Below are 19,087 nucleotides of genomic sequence, written 5' to 3'. Positions count from 1 at the left end.
GATTTTTCGTATATCCGGGCGTCATGAGCCTGCGCTAGTCTGACTGTTCATTGCTGTCTGCCGAGCATTCCATGCCTGACCTGCTTGACCGCTACCCGCTGACGGCGGGGACTTATCACGAACTGCTCGACACCAGCGGCGCCGTGCGCCCGCATTGGCGGCGGCTGTTCGACCAATTGCAACGCAGCACGCCAACGCAGCTGGTGCAGCGTCAGGCACTGCTGACCCGGCAAATCCAGGAAAACGGCGTGACCTACAACGTCTACGCCGACCCCAAGGGCGCCGATCGGCCGTGGGAGCTGGACTTGCTGCCGCATGTGATTGCCGCTGATGAATGGCAGCAGTTGTCCGCCGGCATCGCTCAGAGGGCCCGGCTGCTGAATGCGGTGTTGGCGGACTTGTACGGGCCGCAGCGCTTGATCGCTGAAGGTCTGCTGCCGGCTGAGCTGGTATTTGGCCACAACAACTTCCTCTGGCCTTGTCAGGGTATTACGCCGCCTCACGGGGCCTTTCTTCATCTGTATGCCGTGGATCTGGCGCGTACGCCCGACGGTCGCTGGTGGGTCACGGCGGATCGGACTCAAGCGCCGTCCGGTGCCGGTTATGCACTGGAAAACCGGACCATCGTGTCCCGCGCCTTTCCCGAGCTGTACCGCGATTTAAAGGTGCAGCACCTGGCCGGATTCTTCCGCACGCTTCAGGAAACCCTGGCCCGCCAGGCACCGAGCGACGACGAAGCGCCATTGGTGGTGTTGTTGACGCCGGGACGTTTCAACGAAAGCTATTTCGAGCATCTCTATCTGGCGCGCCAGCTCGGTTATCCGCTGGTGGAGGGCGGGGACCTGACCGTCAGGGATGCCACGGTGTACCTGAAAACCTTGAGCGGCTTACGGCGGGTCCACGCGATCATGCGTCGGCTCGACGATGACTTCTGCGATCCGTTGGAATTGCGCACCGACTCAGCCCTTGGCGTGCCGGGCCTGCTCGAAGCCGTGCGGCAAGGGCGGGTGCTGGTGGCGAATGCCTTGGGCAGCGGTGTGCTGGAGTCGCCGGGTTTGCTGGGCTTTCTGCCGAGGATCAATCAGTTTCTGTTCGGCGAAGAACTGATCCTGCCGTCCATCGCCACCTGGTGGTGCGGCGAAGCGCCGGTGCTCGCACAGGCCCTGGAAAAATTGCCGGAACTGTTGATCAAGCCCGCATTCCCCTCGCAAAGCTTCGCTCCGGTGTTTGGCCGTGACTTGAGTGAAAAACAGCGTCAAGGCCTGGCAGAGCGCATGCAAGCCCGGCCTTACGCCTATGTCGCGCAAGAACTTGCGCAGTTGTCGCAGGCACCAATCTGGCAGGCCGAAGACGGTCAGCTGCAACCCCGGGCCATCGGCATGCGCATGTATGCGGTGGCCAGTCAGGAAGGTTATCGGGTGCTGCCCGGTGGCCTGACCCGAGTGGCCGCCGAGGCGAATGCCGAAGTGGTGTCGATGCAGCGCGGCGGCGCGAGCAAGGATACTTGGGTGCTTGGAGAGCGTCCGCCAAGCGGCGAGCAGTGGAAAGCCCAGCGCAACATTGGCGTCCACGATCTGGTGCGGCGCGATCCCTATTTGCCGTCGCGGGTGGTGGAAAACCTGTTCTGGTTCGGTCGTTACTGCGAGCGCTGCGATGACAGCGCGCGGCTTCTGCGGATCATGCTGGCGCGGTACGTCGATGGCGATGATCCGCAGGCCCTGAAGGCGGCGGTCGATCTCGGTGAGCGGCTGATGTTGTTGCCCGATGAAGGTGACTTGCCGGAGCGGTTACTGGCGGCGATTCTCGGCGATGACTGGCCGTTCAGCCTGCGTTCCAACCTGCAGCGCTTGCAATGGGCGGCCTCGCAGGTGCGAGGCAAACTGTCGCGGGAAAACTGGCAGGCACTGGTGGAGTTGCAGCGCGAAGCCATGGAACTGGAAACCGAAGAACCGGATTTCGGCGAGTTGCTGGACTTCCTCAATCGTCTGGTCATGTCCCTGGCGGCGCTGTCCGGTTTTGCCCTGGACGATATGACCCGGGACGAAGGTTGGCGCTTCCTGATGATCGGCCGACGGATCGAGCGGTTGCAGTTTCTCAGCGGCAGCCTGGCGGCGTTTTTGCGGGGGGCCGGTGCTTTCGATCAGGCCGGGCTGGAATGGCTGCTGGAGCTGGGTAACAGCAGCATCACCTACCGTTCGCGGTATTTGGCCGTGGCGCAATTGATTCCGGTGCTTGACCTGTTGCTGCTCGACGAACAGAACCCGCATGCCGTGTTGTTCCAGTTGAAACTGGTGACCCGCACCCTTAAACAGTTGAACGACGACTTTGGCGTACCGCGCGAAGCAGGCCTGTCACCGTTGGTGGAGCGCTTGGCGCGATTCGACTTTGGTTGTCTGGAAAACTCGCTGTTCGGCGAAGCCAGCGTCCGCGCGGCCATCAATGGTTTGGCCGATCTGCTGCAAGAGATCGCCGATGCCAGTGGCCAGGTGTCGGATCGCCTGGCGTTGCGTCATTTCGCCCATGTCGATGATGTCAGCCAGCGCACGGTGTCCCTCTGATGAGTGCTCATTACCAGATATTCCACGACACCCATTATCACTATGACAGCCCCGTGTCCCTGGCCCAGCAGTTGGCGCATCTGTGGCCACGACCCTGCGCCTGGCAGCGCTGCACCGCACAGCAACTGCAGATCAGTCCGGAGCCGACCTCGCGCCGGGACGAACTGGACGTGTTCGGCAATCCGCTGACCCGGCTGGCGTTCGAGCGGCCGCACGATGAATTGCTGGTCAATGCCAGCCTCACGGTCGAAGTGCTGGCCCGGCCAACCCTGGATTTCAGCCAATCGCCGGCGTGGGAAGAAACCCGCAATGCGCTGATGTACAGCAGTCAGCCGCTTTCACCCGAGATACTCGACGCTTGCCGTTATCGGTTCGAGTCGCCCTATGTGCATTTGAAACGCAATTTTGTCGAGTTCTCGCAAAGCTGCTTTCCGTCGGGCCGGCCGCTGTTGCTGGGTGTTCAAGCGCTGATGCAGAAGATTTTCAGCGAATTCACTTTCGATGCCGAAGCGACTCAAGTGGCGACGCCGTTGGTGGAAGTTTTGGAGCGGCGGCGCGGTGTCTGTCAGGATTTCGCTCACCTGATGCTCGCGTGTGTACGCTCCCGTGGTTTGGCCGCGCGCTACATCAGCGGCTACCTACTGACTCAGCCGCCGCCAGGCCAGCCCCGATTGATGGGTGCCGATGCGTCGCATGCCTGGGTTTCAGTGTTTTGCCCAGTGCTGGGTTGGGTCGACTTTGATCCGACGAACAATGTGCAACCGGCGCTGGAGCACATCACCCTGGCCTGGGGCCGGGATTTCTCTGATGTTTCGCCGTTGCGGGGGGTGATTCTGGGAGGGGGTAATCACGATCCTGAAGTCCGTGTCACGGTAATGCCACTGGATTAAGAAGATCCAATGTAGGAGCGAGCTTGCTCGCGATAAACCTGAGAGCGCCGGGGTATCAGGCTTGGCAGCGTATCGTTGACGACCATCGCGAGCAAGCTCGCTCCTACAGGGGAGGATGTGTGGGATTTCAGATTGGCCTGTGAGGGTCAGCAAAGGTTCTGCTGACCCTGGACACAGATCCGGTGGGCCTGATCAGATCATCGGGCCCTGAGGGTCTCAGGCGTCGGGCGCCTGATCTTTCGGTGCTTCAACATCACTTTCTGCGGCCACTTCACCTTCTGCATCGGGGTTCAGTGCGGCGGCTTCTTCTTCAGCTGTAGCTTTCTTGCGCTGAAGCTTTTCCTCTTTCTTCTGCTCCTTGGCCAAGTCTCTCTGACGTTTGGCGAAGGAATAATTAGGTTTAGCCATGGGCGATCCTCTGGGGTCGAAGGTGAGGTTGAGCGGCGCATATTCTGCCCTGTATCGGTGCCGAGCCGTTAGCTGGGTTTTTGCTCGGCCCATTTTGGCTGGACCGAGGGTTGCCAGGCGTCTAGGGCATCGAGCAGGGTTTGCGGCGATTCGCTCACTTGCAGCATGTCACGGTGTGGTTCGCGAACGAAGCCTTCGCCGACGATATGATTAAGAAAAGCAGTCAACTTGCTGTAGAAGCCGTTCACTTCCAGCAGACCGAGCGGTTTGCCGTGGTAGCCGAGCTGGCCCCACGTCCAGACTTCAAACAGCTCTTCCAGCGTGCCCAGACCGCCGGGCAGTGCGATGAACGCGTCGCTGAGTTCGGCCATCCGCGCCTTGCGTGCATGCATGCCATCGACCACTTCCAGTCGAGTCAGGCCGCTGTGACCGATTTCCTTGTCTTTGAGGCTTTGCGGAATGATCCCGATCACTTCTCCGCCCGCCGCCAGTGCGGCATCGGCCACGATCCCCATCAGCCCGACAGCACCGCCGCCATAGACCAGGGTCAACTTGCGCTCGGCCAATGCTCGCCCGAGGGCGACAGCCGCTTCACGATAAGCCGGGTTGGCGCCGGTGCTGGCACCGCAAAATACACAAACGGACGTTAAAGACATGCCTTACTCCAGGGTCAGGATGGCGACAGAGTAAAGGCAGGCAAGCGGCGTTCCAAGGTCTAAACTTCGCGCTGGGGTGTTTCGTAGGTGCCACTGGCGCCACAGGCATAAGCGGCGAGCAAACTGCACAACAGACTATTAATGGACATGACAGACGCTCCAGTTGAGTAGTACGACCTGATGATAGGGCCGCCCTAGACGTCTGGCTGGTAGATTGTTTCGATAGGGGTCATAGCCCGAAAGTTGTATACAATTTTTGATACAGGTCATAGGAACTTGCGAAGTTTTCAGGCAGTCTTCTGTCCATTCGCATTTTCTTTAACCCAGCCTTGGAGATTCACCATGTTTGCCAAACTTGTTGCGGTATCCCTGCTGACACTGGCCAGCAGTCAATTGATGGCTGCCGAGTGCAAGACCACCATCGATTCCACTGACCAAATGTCTTACAACACGAAGGCCATTGAAATCGACAAGAGCTGCAAGACATTCACTGTGGAGCTGACCCACTCGGGCAGCTTGCCGAAAACTGTCATGGGTCATAACTGGGTACTCAGCAAAGAGGCCGATATGCAGCCGATTGCTACCGCTGGTTTGGCCGCAGGCATCGAAAAGAACTACCTGCCTGATGGTGACGCACGCATCATCGCTCACACCAAAGTCATTGGTGCCAAGGAGACCGACTCGGTGACCTTCGATGTCTCGAAACTGGCCGCTGGCGAAGCCTACGGTTTCTTCTGCTCGTTCCCTGGCCACATCTCGATGATGAAAGGCACGGTTACCCTGAAGTAATCGGTCCACTGTAGGAGCGAGCTTGCTCGCGATGGTCGTTAACGATAACGCGTGTTTACTGACTAAACGCGGCGCTCTTGAGTCCATCGTCGGAACGCCGCCCGGAGCAAGCTCGCTCCTACAGTTTTCTATGCGGGGAGGGATTCACGGTGCAAACGGCATCACGCGCTTGTGATGGGTCTTTTTGTACGTGTCGCAGATGATCTTGAAGGCTTCCGCGCGCACCGGCTCGCCGTGCAGAAACGCGTCGATTTCGGCATACGTCACGCCGTGGGATGCTTCGTCCGGTTTGCCGGGTGACAGGTCTTCCAGGTCGGCGGTCGGGACTTTTTCCACCAGCGATTCCGGCGCGCCGAAACGGCGAGCGATGGCCCGAACCTGGTTTTTCACCAGACCACTAAGCGGTGCCAGGTCGCAGGCGCCATCACCGAATTTGGTGAAGAAACCCATCACCGCTTCCGCTGCATGGTCGGTGCCGATCACCAGGCCATGGGCCGCACCAGCGATGGTGTATTGGGCGACCATGCGCATCCGCGCCTTGGTATTGCCGAGGACGAAGTCCACCGAGACGGCGTGCTTGCCTTCGAAAGCTGCGACTTCATTGGCCAGGGATTTGACGGCCGGGCCGATGTTCACGGTGTGACGCTCGTCCGGGGCGATGAAATCCACCGAGGCCTGGGCGTCGTGTTCATCGAACTGGGTTTCGTACGGCAGGCGCACGGCGATGAACTTGTAGCTGTCGTCACCGCTGCGGGCGCGTAGCTCATGCATGGCGCGCTGGGCCAGCAGGCCGGCCGTCAGGGAATCGACACCACCGCTAATGCCCAATACCAGGGTCTTGAGCCCGGAATTGACCAGGCAATCCTGGATAAAGGTGATGCGCCGAGCGATTTCGGCCTCGAGGGCAGCCTGGTCGGCGAATGGCGGTTGAACCTTGAGCTGCTCAGCAATCTCACGCTGTACGGCTTGCATGAATTCACTCCTTGCTTGATGTGCTGGAAAGGGCGGCAGGAACTTTGAAAACGTGTCGCAAATAGGCGACGAAATTTGGGTCTTTGCAGTGAGTCTTGCCCGGCTCGTCGGAGATTTTTGCCACCGGTTGGCCGTTGCAGGCCGCCATTTTAAGCACGATGCTCATCGGTTCGACACCTGGAATATCGCACGTCAGGTTGGTGCCGATGCCGAAGCTGACATTGATCCGACCGCGTAATGCCCGGAATATTTCCAGCGACTTGGGCAGTGTCAGGCTGTCCGAGAACACCAACGTCTTACTCATCGGGTCGATGCCGAGCTTGTGATAGTGGGCGATGGCTTTTTCTGCCCAGATCACGGGATCCCCGGAATCGTGGCGCAGGCCGTCGAAAAGCTTGGCAAAGTACAGATCGAAATCATTGAGAAATGCATCGGTGGTGATGCAGTCGGTCAGGGCGATCCCCAGCAAACCGCGATATTCGCGAACCCAGCAATCGAGGGCGGCAATCTGGCTGTCGATCAGCCGGGGGCCGAGTTGCTGGTGGGCCATGATCCACTCGTGGGCCATGGTGCCCAGTGGTTTCATGTCCAGTTCCCGGGACAAATGCACATTGCTGGTGCCGACGAAACGTCCGGGGAAATCGTGCTTGAGCACGTTCACCACTTCTTCCTGCACGCGGTATGAGAAGCGACGGCGAGTGCCGAAATCGGCTACCTGCAATTCGGACAATTCTTCGCTGCTGGCATTGGCGGTCAGCCAGTCGAACTTGCGATAGAGCTGCTCGCGGGCCTGTTCCAGAACGATTTCACGGTAGCGGTAGCGATTGCGCACTTCGCTGACAATGGACAATAGCGGCACTTCGAACAGGATCACATGCAACCACGGCCCACGCAGACGGATGAACAACTCGCCGTTTTCGATCCCGGTGTGGACGTAGCGCAGGTTGAAGCGAAACAGCCCGAGAAAACGCAGGAAGTCCGGCTTCATGAAGCTGATGCGCTCCATGAAGCTCAGCTGGTCGGCGGACAGGCTCAACTCGGCCAGGCGCTCGATCTGGAAACGGATCTCCGCCAGGTACGGGCGCAAATCCTCACTGTTACGGCAACGAAACTCCCATTCAACTTCTACGTTCGGGTAGTTGTGCAGCACCGCCTGCATCATCGTCAGTTTGTAGAAGTCGGTGTCGAGCAGGTTCTGCACGATACGATCGGCAAACACACTCTCGCTCATAACGGGGATTCTCCACATTGAATAGTGCTAGTGGCGCATATCGTTGGCGGGTAATGCCAGTGATTTCTGCATCGTCCATGTTGGGGCTGTGTTTGGGCTGTGTTGGGGCGGCTGTGTTGGAACTGTGTTGGAACTGTGTTGGAACTGTGTTGGAACTGTGTAGGAGCTGTCGAGTGAAACGAGGCTGCGATCTTTTGATCTGGCTATTTCAAAGCAAAATCAAAAGATCGCAGCCTCGTTTCACTCGGCAGCTCCTACACAGCTCCTACACAGCTCCTACACAGCTCCTACAGGGCGTTAATCGGTGGTGGTTGGATTATCTACCTGCTCCAGCATCCACTTCACAAAATCCCGGACCTTGGGCACTTCCGCTGAATGCTCCGGGTACGCCAGGTAATAGGCATCGGAACTGGGCATCGCATGCTTCCAGGGAATGACCAGTTTGCCGTCGGCCAGTTCCTCTTCCACCAGAAACCGTGGCAGCAGCGCCACGCCACAGCCCACTTGCGCTGCGCGAATGCACATATAAAAAGTTTCGAAGCGCGGGCCGTGGTAGCTGTGTTCGGTGTGGTAGCCCTGGCTGTCGAACCAGTCGTGCCAGGCCTGTGGGCGCGAGGCGTTTTGCAGCAGGACCAGGTCAGTGAGCTGTGTCGGATCGGTGAACGGCGTGTCAGGCAGGCTGCCCGGTGCACATACAGGAACAAGCTCTTCGCTGAACAATTTCAGGCATTCGGTGCCGGGACGTGAGCCTTGGCCGAAGTAGAACGCCAGGTCGCTGCGACCTTGCAGTAGATCGTCAGCTTCCTGCTCACTGCACAGGTCGAGATGAATCGACGGATGGCGCAGGCGCCAGCCTTTCAAGCGTGGCACCAGCCAGCGCGCACCGAACGTCGGCGGTGTGGAAACGCGCAAGACTTCGGTGTCACCGCCGTAGGAGCGCAGGTAATGGGTCGACATCTCGACTTGGGTGAGGATTTTTCGTACTTCCACCAGGTACAGATCACCGGCCGGTGTCATTTGCAGGCGTCGACGCACCCGACGGAACAACAGGTGCTGCAACAACTCTTCCAGTTGCGCGACCTGTTTGCTGACCGCGCTCTGGGTCAGGTTCAGCTCTTCGGCGGCCCGGGTGAAGCTCAAATGCCGGGTCACGGCCTCGAAACACTGCAGTGCGGTGATCGACGGCAGGTAGCGTTTATTCAGCATGGCTTGTCCTTTTTCTTGTTTCTTTCTTACCAGCAATTCGCAGCATGAATAAACGGAATGATATCTCTCTTAAAGGTCGTTTGTTGGGTAACCTCTGGGGAGCTAAAACTACAGGTCTGATCAGCCGGATTAATCCGGCTGTACGTTTTCTGTTTTTTGCTTGAGGAGTGACCCATGGTTGCCGCATTGCTTGATCGTCTTGGTGTGAACCCGGCCCTGTACCAGAACGGCAAAGTGCCGGTGCATTCGCCGATCGATGGCAGCCAGATCGCTGCCGTGAATTGGGAAGGCGCCGCTGAAGTCGAGCAGCACATCAGTCGCGCAGATCATGCGTTCGAACTGTGGCGCAAGGTCCCGGCACCGCGCCGTGGCGAACTGGTGCGTCAGTTGGGCGACATTCTGCGCGAATACAAGGCGGATCTGGGCGAGCTGGTGTCCTGGGAAGCCGGCAAGATCACTCAGGAAGGCCTGGGTGAAGTGCAGGAAATGATCGACATCTGCGATTTCGCGGTCGGTTTGTCCCGTCAGCTGTACGGCTTGACTATCGCTTCCGAGCGTCCTGGCCACCACATGCGCGAAACCTGGCACCCGCTGGGCATCGTCGGCGTGATCAGCGCGTTCAACTTCCCGGTGGCGGTCTGGGCGTGGAACACCACGCTGGCGCTGGTCTGCGGCAACCCGGTGATCTGGAAACCGTCGGAAAAAACCCCGTTGACCGCCCTGGCGTGCCAGGCGCTGTTTGACCGCGTACTGAAAAACTTCAGCGATGCGCCTCCGCATCTGAGCCAAGTGATCATCGGCGGCCGCGATGCTGGCGAAGCCCTGGTCGATGACCCGCGTGTCGCCTTGATCAGCGCCACCGGCAGCACCCGCATGGGCCGTGAAGTGGCGCCGAAAATCGCCGCACGTTTCGCGCGAAGCATTCTTGAACTGGGCGGCAATAACGCAATGATCCTCGGCCCAAGCGCCGACCTGGACATGGCCGTTCGCGCCATTCTGTTCAGCGCCGTCGGCACCGCCGGCCAGCGCTGCACCACGCTGCGTCGTCTGATTGCTCATGAGTCGGTGAAAGAAGAGATCGTCACCCGCCTGAAAGCCGCTTATTCCAAAGTGCGTATCGGCAATCCGCTGGAAGGCAATCTGATCGGCCCGCTGATCGACAAACACAGCTTCGACAACATGCAAGACGCCCTGGAACAAGCCTTGAGCGAAGGTGGCCGGGTGTTCGGCGGCAAGCGTCAGCTGGAAGACAAATACCCCAATGCTTACTACGTATCGCCAGCGATCGTCGAAATGCCGGAGCAGAGCGACGTGGTGTGTCACGAAACGTTCGCGCCGATTCTGTACGTGGTCGGTTACAGTGATTTCGCCGAAGCACTGCGCCTGAACAATGCCGTGCCTCAAGGCCTGTCGTCGTGCATCTTCACCACCGACGTGCGTGAAGCCGAGCAATTCATGTCGGCTGTCGGCAGCGACTGCGGCATCGCCAACGTCAACATCGGCCCGAGCGGCGCGGAAATCGGCGGTGCGTTCGGTGGCGAGAAAGAAACCGGCGGTGGTCGTGAGTCGGGCTCCGATGCATGGCGCGGGTACATGCGCCGTCAGACCAATACCGTGAACTACTCGCTGGAGCTGCCGCTGGCTCAAGGGATTACATTCGACTAAGCGGTGATCCCCTGTAGGAGCGAGCTTGCTCGCGATGATCGTCAACGATAACGCGTGTGTGCTGCTTTAACGCGTTTGCCCCGACGTTTTTCGCGAGCAAGCTCGCTCCTACAATTGGTTAGGTTTCTGTTGGAGTCTGGCAATGCCGTTACACGAAGAGTGTCTGTGGGAAAAACTGACGCCGCAAAGGCCTGATAACGCGGCGCTCAAGGGTGAAGTCAAGGTCGACGTTTGCGTCATCGGTGCTGGTTTCACCGGGCTGTCGGCGGCGGTGCATCTGCTGGAACAGGGTAAAACGGTGTGTGTGCTGGAAGCGCATCGCGCCGGTCATGGCGGTTCGGGACGCAATGTCGGACTGGTCAACGCCGGCATGTGGATAGCACCGGACGAGATCGAAGCCGGTTTCGGCGAAGCGGTGGGCAGTCAGCTCAATCGCATGCTTGGCGCCGCTCCGTCCCTGGTGTTCAGCCTGGTGGACAAGTACAACATCGATTGCCAGTTGCGCCGCGAAGGCACGCTTCACATGGCGCACAACGCCCGTGGCGAAGCCGATCTGCGCAGTCGTGAAGAACAATGGAAGCGTCGTGGGGCGCCGGTGGAATTGCTGACGGGGAAAGCCTGCGAACAAGCGACCGGCACCCAAAAAATCGCTGCCGCCTTACTCGATCGACGTGCTGGCACCCTCAATCCGATGGCCTATACGACCGGCCTGGCCAAAGCGGCCATCGGCCTCGGCGGTCAGCTGTTCGATCATTCCCCGGTGACCCGGCTCGAACGTCAGGGCCAGCGCTGGTCAGTTCAGACTGCCCAGGGTTCGGTGCTGGCCGAGCAAGTGGTCATCGCCTCCAACGCCTACACAGAAGGCGACTGGACCGAGCTGCGACGCAATTTCTTCCCCGGTTATTACTATCAAGTGGCTTCGGTGCCGCTGACAGAAGAGGCTGCACAGCAAATCTTGCCCGGTGGACAGGGCTCCTGGGACACTCGTCAGGTACTCAGCAGCATTCGCCGGGACAAAGACGGTCGCCTGTTGCTCGGCAGTCTGGGTAATGGCAATCAGAAGCCGGCCTGGTTCCTCAAGGCCTGGGCCGACCGGGTTCAGCAGCATTATTTTCCGTACCTCAAACCCGTGGAATGGGAGTGCACCTGGACCGGCTGCATCGCCTTTACTCCCGACCATTTGATGCGTCTGTTCGAGCCAGCGCCCGGTTTGGTGGCCGTCACCGGTTACAACGGGCGGGGGGTGACGACGGGCACGGTCGTCGGCAAAGCCTTTGCCGATTATTTGTGTAACGGAAATCCTCAGGCGCTACCGATTCCCTTTGCGCCTATGCAGCCATTGGCCGGAGTGGGATTGCGCAGTTGTCTGTACGAAGCCGGGTTTTCGCTGTATCACGCAGGCCAGTGCTTGCGGATCGTTATTTGATTGTTGAATTTTGTTGCTGGGAGCGGTGTTTTTCGGCGTAGCGACTAGCCTGTAGTGGTGCGAGTTGTAGCAGTTTCGCACTAGTAGTGTGCACTTCGGTGACGCACGTTGTTACAGGGTGGTTGCACGTCGTTTAACGCCGCGGTTGCAATGATGGCACGCGAGGGTTGCGCCTTTAAAAATAAATGGTTTCACCTTCCGCGGTTTAGACGGTTGCACACCCAATGAAAATGGGAACGAAACAGTCGAAATAACAATAAAGCAGCGACTTTTTGAAGAATAAAAAACCGATGGCACGGCCCTTGCTCTGAGCATTCAGAGAAGTCGCAATGCCAACTAAAAAAAACCATGGAGCACCACCTCATGTCCCAGACGTTTTACAAGAAAGGCTTTCTGGCCCTCGCAGTGGCAGCTGCATTGGGTGTTTCTGCGTTTGCACAGGCTGATGTGAAAATTGGTGTGGCAGGTCCGATGACCGGTCCTAGCGCTTCCTTCGGCTTGCAATACATGAAAGGCGCGCAAGCTGCGGCGGATGCAATCAACGCCAAGGGCGGCATCAACGGCGAGAAAATCGTACTGGTCCAGGGCGATGACGCCTGCGAACCGAAACAGGCTGTGGCTGTCGCGAACAAAATGGTACAGGACAAGGTTATCGGCGTTGTCGGGCACTTCTGCTCGTCGTCGACCATCCCTGCTTCCGAGGTCTACTCCGACGCAGGCATCATCGCAATCACTCCGGGCTCTACCAACCCGGCGGTCACCGAGCGCGGCCTGCCGGCCATGATGCGTATGTGCGGGCGTGATGACCAACAAGGTATCGTCGCGGGTAACTACATCGTCGACGTCCTGAAAGGCAAGAAAGTTGCCGTCATCAACGACAAAGACACCTACGGTAAAGGCCTGGCGGACGCGACAGCCAAGCAGTTGACCGCGCGTGGCGTGAAACCTGTTCTTGAAGAAGGTCTGACCCGCGGCGAGAAAGATTTCAGTGCCGTGATCACCAAGGTCCGTTCGGTAGGGGCTGATGTTCTTTACTTTGGCGGCCTGCATCCGGAAGCCGGTCCACTGGTCCACCAGCTGCGTGAGCAAGGTCTGAAAGACGTCAAGTTCATGTCCGATGACGGCATCGTGACTGACGAAATGGTGACGACTGCCGGTGGTGCTCCATACGTCGACGGCGTGTACATGACCTTTGGCGCTGACCCGCGTCTGATTCCAGACAGCAAGGCTGTTGTAGAAACCTTCCGCAAGTCCGGTTACGAGCCTGAAGGCTACACCCTGTACGCCTACGCCTCGGTCCAAGCCCTGGCTGCCGGCTTCAACGGTGCCAAGACGAACAAAGGTGAAGACGCGGCTAAATGGCTGAAAGCCAATCCGGTGGAAACCGTGATGGGCAAGAAGGAATGGGATAGCAAGGGCGACCTGAAAATCTCCGACTACGTGGTTTACCAGTGGGATGCTGCGGGCAAATACCACCAGCTGGACAAACAGAAGTGAGATAAGCGCATCGCCAGGCCTGCGTCTCTCGATATTCGTCGGGGGGCGCAGGCCCGGCTTGGGTCATGGGTTCTGCAATCATGCCGACCCGGTATTTTTCTTCTGAGCCACATGAAGCCGGTAAGGTGCGCCTCACAAGGGTTCATCGACACCTGGTTCGCGGTGGCCTCTCAAGTTAGTGAGAGTGCATGATGGACGGTATTTTCCTGCAACAAGTTATCAACGGTTTGACTCTCGGGTCGGTCTACGGTCTGATCGCCATCGGCTACACAATGGTCTACGGCATCATCGGCATGATCAACTTCGCCCACGGCGAGGTTTATATGATTTCCGCGTACCTCGCGGCGATCAGCCTGGCTCTGCTGTCCTACTTCGGTGTCGAATCCTTTCCGCTGTTGATCCTCGGCACCCTGCTGTTCACTGTCTTCGTGACCGGCGTGTATGGCTGGGTCATCGAACGCATCGCTTACAAACCGCTGCGCAACTCCACCCGACTGGCACCGCTGATCAGTGCTATCGGCGTTTCACTGATCCTGCAGAACTACGCACAGATCGCTCAGGGCTCACGGCAACAGGGTATTCCTACGCTGCTGAGCGGTGGGCTGAGATTCGATATTGGTACGGGTTTCGTGCAGATCACCTACACCAAGATCTTTATTCTGGTCGCCGCGTTTGTCGGGATGGCCCTGCTGACCTACATCATCAAGTACACCAAGTTGGGGCGTATGTGTCGTGCGACCCAACAAGACCGCAAGATGGCCTCGATCCTCGGGATAAATACCGACCGGGTAATCTCCTACGTGTTCATTATCGGTGCCGCCATGGCTGCGCTGGCGGGTGTCTTGATTACGGTGAACTACGGCACCTTCGATTTCTACGCAGGCTTCGTCATCGGCATTAAGGCCTTCACCGCGGCGGTGCTCGGCGGGATTGGTTCGCTGCCTGGCGCCATGCTCGGCGGGATCATTCTCGGCGTTTCCGAGTCGCTGTTTTCCGGCGTGATCAACTCTGACTACAAGGACGTCTTCAGCTTCTCGCTGCTGGTAATGATCCTGATTTTCCGTCCTCAAGGCCTGTTGGGTCGCCCACTTGTGGCGAAGGTGTAAGTATGTCCGACGCTAATAACAAAACCATCGATGTCAAAAAAAGCCTGATCGACGCTGTTCTGGCCGGGTTGATTGCCCTGATTGTCTTCGGCCCGATCGTGGGCGTAGTGCTTGAAGGTTATAGCTACAATCTGCAGCCGACGCGTGTGGCCTGGATGGTCGGGGCGGTAATGATCGGGCGTCTTGTCTTGAGCCTGTTCATGCAGACCGCCAGGGGCGTGAAGGTCCAGCAAAGCTTCGAAGTCACCGGCTCCGGCGTGCATGTGCTTGCACCTGATTACAAGTCGCGGCTGCGCTTTATTATCCCGGCTTTGATCGTGATCGCTATCGTGTTTCCGATCTTCGCCGACAAGTACCTGCTCACGGTGGTGATCCTGGGACTGATCTACGTGTTGCTGGGCCTCGGCCTGAACATCGTGGTCGGACTGGCAGGTCTGCTCGACCTGGGTTACGTGGCGTTCTACGCCATCGGCGCTTATGGCCTGGCGCTGGGTTATCACTACCTTGGCTTGGGCTTCTGGACCATGTTGCCGCTGTCGGCACTCATGGCGGCGCTGGCCGGATGCATACTCGGTTTTCCCGTATTACGCATGCACGGCGACTACCTGGCCATCGTGACCCTGGGCTTCGGTGAAATCATTCGCCTGATACTGACCAACTGGCTGTCCTTCACAGGAGGGCCTAACGGTATGCCGGTGCCATCACCGTCGGTTTTCGGTATTGAGTTCGGGCGTGTGGCGAAGGATGGCGGGATACCCTTCCATGAATTCTTCGGGACCGAATACAACCCGAACGTAAAGTTCATGCTCATCTATGGCGTGCTGTTCCTCGTCGTGATGCTTGTGCTGTACATCAAGCATCGCCTGACTCGCATGCCGGTAGGGCGTGCCTGGGAGGCTTTGCGCGAAGATGAAATCGCTTGCCGCGCCATGGGCCTCAACCACGTACTGGTCAAGCTGTCGGCCTTTACCCTGGGGGCTTCCACAGCGGGTCTGGCGGGTGTGTTTTTTGCCAGTTATCAAGGTTTCGTCAACCCGACCTCGTTTACATTCTTCGAGTCGGCCTTGATCCTCGCTATCGTCGTACTCGGCGGCATGGGGTCGACCGTCGGCGTGGTGATTGCCGCGTTCGTACTGACCGTCGCCCCGGAACTGTTGCGCAGCTTCGCGGAATACCGCGTGTTGCTGTTCGGCATCCTCATGGTACTGATGATGATCTGGAAACCGCGTGGCCTGATACGTATCAGCCGTACCGGTGTGACTCCACGTAAAGGTGCCTTGACTGAGAGGGCCGCGCCATGAGCGAAGAAATCGTTCTAAAGGTCGAGAACCTGATGATGCATTTCGGCGGCATCAAAGCCCTGAGCGACGTCAGCCTGAAAGTCAAACGTAACTCGATCTTCGCGTTGATCGGCCCCAACGGTGCGGGCAAGACCACGGTGTTCAACTGCCTGACCGGTTTCTACAAGGCCTCTGGCGGGCGTATCGAACTTGACACCCGTGGTGTGAAAACCAACGTCATCAAAATGCTCGGGGAACCGTTCAAGGCGACCGATTTTGTTTCGCCGAAAAGCTTCCTCAACCGGCTCCACTACAAGATGTTCGGTGGCACGCACCTGATCAACCGCGCCGGGCTGGCGCGGACCTTCCAGAACATTCGCCTGTTCAGGGAAATGTCGGTGATCGAGAACCTGCTGGTGGCCCAGCACATGTGGGTCAACCGCAACTTGCTGTCCGGCATTCTCAACACCAAAGCCTACCGTAAGGCAGAAAGCGATGCCCTGGACCATGCCTTCTACTGGCTGGAGGTGGTCGATCTGGTGGGCTCCGCCAACCGCCTGGCGGGTGAGCTTTCCTACGGCCAGCAGCGTCGCCTGGAAATCGCCCGGGCCATGTGCACACGACCCAAGATCATTTGTCTGGACGAACCGGCAGCGGGCCTCAACCCGCAGGAAACCGAGGCGCTCAGCGCGATGATTCGACATCTGCGTGACGACCACGACATTACGGTGGTGCTGATTGAACACGACATGGGCATGGTAATGAGCATTTCCGACCACATTGTGGTGCTGGACCACGGCAACGTAATCGCCGAGGGTGACCCTCAAGCGATCCGCAACGATCCGAAAGTGATTGCCGCTTACCTGGGTGCTGATGAAGAGGAGCTGGTATGAGTCAACCGATCCTCGAACTGAAAGAGATCGACGTGTTCTACGGGCCGATCCAGGCCCTGAAGAAAGTCTCGCTGCACATCAACGAAGGAGAAACCGTCAGCCTGATCGGCTCCAACGGTGCAGGCAAGTCGACCCTGTTGATGTCGATCTTCGGTCAGCCGCGTGCGGCAGACGGCGAGATCATCTATCAGGGCGTGGACATCACTCAAAAGTCGTCCCATTACATCGCGTCCAATGGCATTGCTCAATCGCCGGAAGGCCGGCGGGTGTTCCCTGACATGACTGTCGAGGAAAACCTGCTGATGGGCACCATTCCTATCGGTGACAAATATGCCGCCGAGGACATGCAGCGCATGTTCGAGCTGTTTCCACGGCTCAAGGAGCGGCGTACCCAGCGGGCCATGACCATGTCCGGCGGTGAACAGCAAATGCTCGCCATCGCTCGGGCCCTGATGAGCCGGCCGAAACTGCTGTTGCTCGATGAGCCGAGCCTGGGGCTGGCGCCGATTGTGGTGAAGCAGATCTTCGCCACCCTGCGGGAACTGGCAAGTACCGGGATGACCATCTTCCTCGTCGAACAGAACGCCAACCATGCGCTGAAGCTGTCGGATCGGGCGTATGTGATGGTCAACGGCGAGATCCGTCTCACGGGCACCGGCAAGGAGCTGCTGGTCAACGAGGAGGTGCGTAACGCTTATCTCGGCGGGCACTAATCTGCTGAGTGAATAAAAAACGCCCTGACGAACCCAACGTCAGGGCGTTTTTTTATGCATGCCCGTCGGTCCGCGGACCTGTGGGGGCTTGTGGGATTTGTGGGACCTGTAGGAGCTGTCGAGTGAAACGAGGCTGCGATCTTTTGATTTGTTTTTTAACAGGCAGATCAAAAGATCGCAGCCTCGTTTCACTCGACAGCTCCTACAGGGGGAATCAAGGGGGGATCAAAGGAAATCAAAGGAAATCAAACGGGAAAAGGGAAATTGTGGAAAACAATATTCACAAGCTCTTAAAGCGCGACATAAAGCCGCTGCAAATAATTGTTTTGTCACGGTTTTGACTTGTCCCCGTTTGCTGTGGAACCGGCTGTGAATAACGTGGGAGTAGCTGGCTGAAAGCCTTTAAAACCGTGGCTTACAGGGTTGTGGTTGTTTTTTGATCAGGTAATTTTGCGTGGCCGAGAGGCGGCTTTGTCAACCTTTTTGTTGATGGCAAAAACGCCCCAAAAAGGGCTGTGCCAGCCTGTGGATAAGTCTGTGGTTAAACTCTGGAAAGAGTCGGCTGAAGGCCGTCATTACTGGCTCGCCGCCATCGCCGGTTTGACCGGCAATCCGGGCAGATTGCCTTAGGCAACACACGTGGCATTCGAGGGTCAAGCGAAAAAATTTATAATCTGCTCGCAAAGCCTTGTGCACAGCGGGTTTCAGCTTTTGCACTTGCCCCCGGAATGTGTGGATGGGGCTGTGGATAAGGTGCGCGCACATGGCTGAAAGCCACAGCGGATAAGGCGTTGCAAGGTTTGATCGTTTTTTGTACAGGTTGTGCGGTGGTTGCCGCTGTGTGCAAGGCCGGGCATGCTGCCAGCTCATTATCTATTCCAATGGCTGGTCATCAGCCCGAAGCAAGGAGAACACGATGTCCAACACCCTGTTTATTACCGGCGCGACCTCCGGTTTTGGTGAAGCCTGTGCCCGCCGTTTTGCCGAGGCTGGCTGGAAACTGGTGCTGACGGGGCGTCGTGAAGAACGTCTCAATGCCCTGTGCGCCGAGTTGTCGAAGCAGACCGAGGTCCATGGCCTGGTGCTCGACGTGCGCGATCGCAAGGCCATGGAAGAGGCGATTGCCAATCTGCCGCCTTCGTTCGCCAAACTGCGCGGGCTGATCAACAACGCCGGCCTGGCACTGGGCGTCGACCCCGCGCCGAAGTGCAATCTGGATGATTGGGACACCATGGTCGACACCAACATCAAAGGCCTGATGTACAGCACCCGTCTGCTGTTGCCGCGCCTGATCGCCCACGGTCGTGGTGCTGGCATCGTCAACCTGGGTTCCATCGCCGGCAACTACCCGTACCCGGGCAGCCATGTGTACGGTGCGACCAAAGCGTTCGTCAAACAGTTCTCCCTGAACCTGCGTTGCGACCTGCAAGGCACGGGCGTGCGGGTGAGCAACATCGAGCCGGGCCTGTGCGAGAGCGAATTTTCGCTGGTGCGTTTCGCCGGTGACCAGGAGCGTTACAACGCGACCTACGCCGGTGCCGAGCCGATCCAGCCGCAAGACATCGCTGACACCATTTTCTGGGTGCTCAATGCGCCGGCACACATCAATATCAACAGCCTGGAGCTGATGCCCGTAAGTCAGACCTGGAGCGGGTTTGCCATTGAGCGTAATGGCGGCAAGGCGTAAGACCGAGTAACGGCCAATCGCGAGCAGGCTCGCTCCCACAGTAGATCTCCTTTGGCCACCTTACTTGTGAGCAGCAGAGATCAAATGTGGGAGCGGGCCTGCTCGCGAAG

Annotated in this window: 16 protein-coding genes; 11 read left to right on the top strand and 5 right to left on the bottom strand. The window is 58.2% G+C overall.

Annotation, left to right across the window (positions count from 1 at the left end; translation table 11 throughout):
* Window positions 1-71: 71 nt before the first annotated feature.
* Together JFU37_RS09920 and JFU37_RS09915 are read left to right on the top strand one after the other, a co-directional pair.
* Window positions 72-2,558, top strand: coding sequence for a circularly permuted type 2 ATP-grasp protein (locus JFU37_RS09920; protein ID WP_201115127.1), 2,487 nt, complete (start codon window positions 72-74; stop codon window positions 2,556-2,558).
* Entirely contained in the window at window positions 2,558-3,448 is an 891-nt protein-coding gene (locus JFU37_RS09915) for a transglutaminase family protein (protein WP_201115126.1), read from the top strand. The genes JFU37_RS09920 and JFU37_RS09915 overlap by 1 nt, the downstream gene beginning before the upstream one ends.
* 216 nt (window positions 3,449-3,664) lie before the next feature.
* Here JFU37_RS09915 and JFU37_RS09910 read toward each other — a convergent pair whose 3' ends face one another.
* Together JFU37_RS09910 and JFU37_RS09905 are read right to left on the bottom strand one after the other, a co-directional pair.
* Window positions 3,665-3,856 carry a hypothetical protein gene (locus tag JFU37_RS09910; protein WP_201115125.1) on the bottom strand — a complete coding sequence of 64 codons (192 nt, stop codon included), beginning with the start codon at window positions 3,854-3,856 and terminating at the stop codon, window positions 3,665-3,667.
* A gap of 68 nt (window positions 3,857-3,924) precedes the next feature.
* Window positions 3,925-4,512: an LOG family protein gene (locus JFU37_RS09905; RefSeq protein WP_201115124.1), complete on the bottom strand. Its 588-nt coding sequence runs from the start codon at window positions 4,510-4,512 to the stop codon at window positions 3,925-3,927.
* Between the two features lie 342 nt (window positions 4,513-4,854).
* Between JFU37_RS09905 and azu the strand changes: the two genes are divergently transcribed.
* Window positions 4,855-5,301, top strand: coding sequence for an azurin (azu, locus tag JFU37_RS09900; protein WP_201115123.1), 447 nt, complete (start codon window positions 4,855-4,857; stop codon window positions 5,299-5,301).
* Window positions 5,302-5,445: 144 nt separating this feature from the next.
* On the opposite strand, the gene nadE is transcribed toward azu, so the two are convergent.
* From nadE to JFU37_RS09885, 3 genes are all read right to left on the bottom strand, one after another.
* Window positions 5,446-6,273: an ammonia-dependent NAD(+) synthetase gene (gene nadE, locus JFU37_RS09895; RefSeq protein ID WP_201115122.1), complete on the bottom strand. Its 828-nt coding sequence runs from the start codon at window positions 6,271-6,273 to the stop codon at window positions 5,446-5,448.
* A 4-nt stretch (window positions 6,274-6,277) separates the two neighbouring features.
* On the bottom strand, window positions 6,278-7,504 hold the full coding sequence (gene pncB, locus JFU37_RS09890) for a nicotinate phosphoribosyltransferase (RefSeq protein WP_201115121.1): 1,227 nt from the start codon (window positions 7,502-7,504) through the stop codon (window positions 6,278-6,280).
* Window positions 7,505-7,801: 297 nt separating this feature from the next.
* Window positions 7,802-8,710 carry a LysR family transcriptional regulator gene (locus JFU37_RS09885; protein ID WP_201115120.1) on the bottom strand — a complete coding sequence of 303 codons (909 nt, stop codon included), beginning with the start codon at window positions 8,708-8,710 and terminating at the stop codon, window positions 7,802-7,804.
* Between the two features lie 174 nt (window positions 8,711-8,884).
* Here JFU37_RS09885 and amaB point away from each other — a divergent pair, with 174 nt between their 5' ends.
* The 8 genes from amaB to JFU37_RS09840 all read left to right on the top strand — a co-directional run bounded on the left by amaB (window position 8,885) and on the right by JFU37_RS09840 (window position 18,977).
* Window positions 8,885-10,375 carry an L-piperidine-6-carboxylate dehydrogenase gene (gene amaB / locus JFU37_RS09880; protein ID WP_201115119.1) on the top strand — a complete coding sequence of 497 codons (1,491 nt, stop codon included), beginning with the start codon at window positions 8,885-8,887 and terminating at the stop codon, window positions 10,373-10,375.
* 142 nt (window positions 10,376-10,517) lie between these two features.
* On the top strand, window positions 10,518-11,801 hold the full coding sequence (gene amaA / locus JFU37_RS09875; protein WP_201115118.1) for an L-pipecolate oxidase: 1,284 nt from the start codon (window positions 10,518-10,520) through the stop codon (window positions 11,799-11,801).
* 363 nt (window positions 11,802-12,164) lie between these two features.
* Window positions 12,165-13,298: a branched-chain amino acid ABC transporter substrate-binding protein gene (locus JFU37_RS09870; RefSeq protein WP_201115117.1), complete on the top strand. Its 1,134-nt coding sequence runs from the start codon at window positions 12,165-12,167 to the stop codon at window positions 13,296-13,298.
* A 191-nt stretch (window positions 13,299-13,489) separates the two neighbouring features.
* Window positions 13,490-14,404, top strand: coding sequence for an ABC transporter permease subunit (locus JFU37_RS09865; RefSeq protein ID WP_201116463.1), 915 nt, complete (start codon window positions 13,490-13,492; stop codon window positions 14,402-14,404).
* A gap of 2 nt (window positions 14,405-14,406) precedes the next feature.
* Window positions 14,407-15,705 carry a high-affinity branched-chain amino acid ABC transporter permease LivM gene (gene livM / locus JFU37_RS09860; protein ID WP_201115116.1) on the top strand — a complete coding sequence of 433 codons (1,299 nt, stop codon included), beginning with the start codon at window positions 14,407-14,409 and terminating at the stop codon, window positions 15,703-15,705.
* Window positions 15,702-16,577: an ABC transporter ATP-binding protein gene (locus JFU37_RS09855; protein WP_201115115.1), complete on the top strand. Its 876-nt coding sequence runs from the start codon at window positions 15,702-15,704 to the stop codon at window positions 16,575-16,577. The genes livM and JFU37_RS09855 overlap by 4 nt, the downstream gene beginning before the upstream one ends.
* The gene (locus JFU37_RS09850; RefSeq protein WP_201115114.1) at window positions 16,574-17,290 is read left to right on the top strand and encodes an ABC transporter ATP-binding protein; all 717 of its coding nucleotides are present in this window, start codon (window positions 16,574-16,576) and stop codon (window positions 17,288-17,290) included. Before JFU37_RS09855 ends, JFU37_RS09850 begins: the two co-directional genes overlap by 4 nt.
* Window positions 17,291-18,206: 916 nt before the next feature.
* The gene (locus JFU37_RS09840; RefSeq protein WP_201115113.1) at window positions 18,207-18,977 is read left to right on the top strand and encodes an SDR family oxidoreductase; all 771 of its coding nucleotides are present in this window, start codon (window positions 18,207-18,209) and stop codon (window positions 18,975-18,977) included.
* The last annotated feature ends 110 nt before the right edge of the window (window positions 18,978-19,087 follow it).

This window comes from Pseudomonas sp. TH41 (assembly GCF_016650695.1).
Lineage (GTDB): Bacteria > Pseudomonadota > Gammaproteobacteria > Pseudomonadales > Pseudomonadaceae > Aquipseudomonas.
The sequence above is the reverse complement of the archived record's forward strand: the minus strand, read 5'-3'. Positions and strand labels throughout refer to the sequence as shown.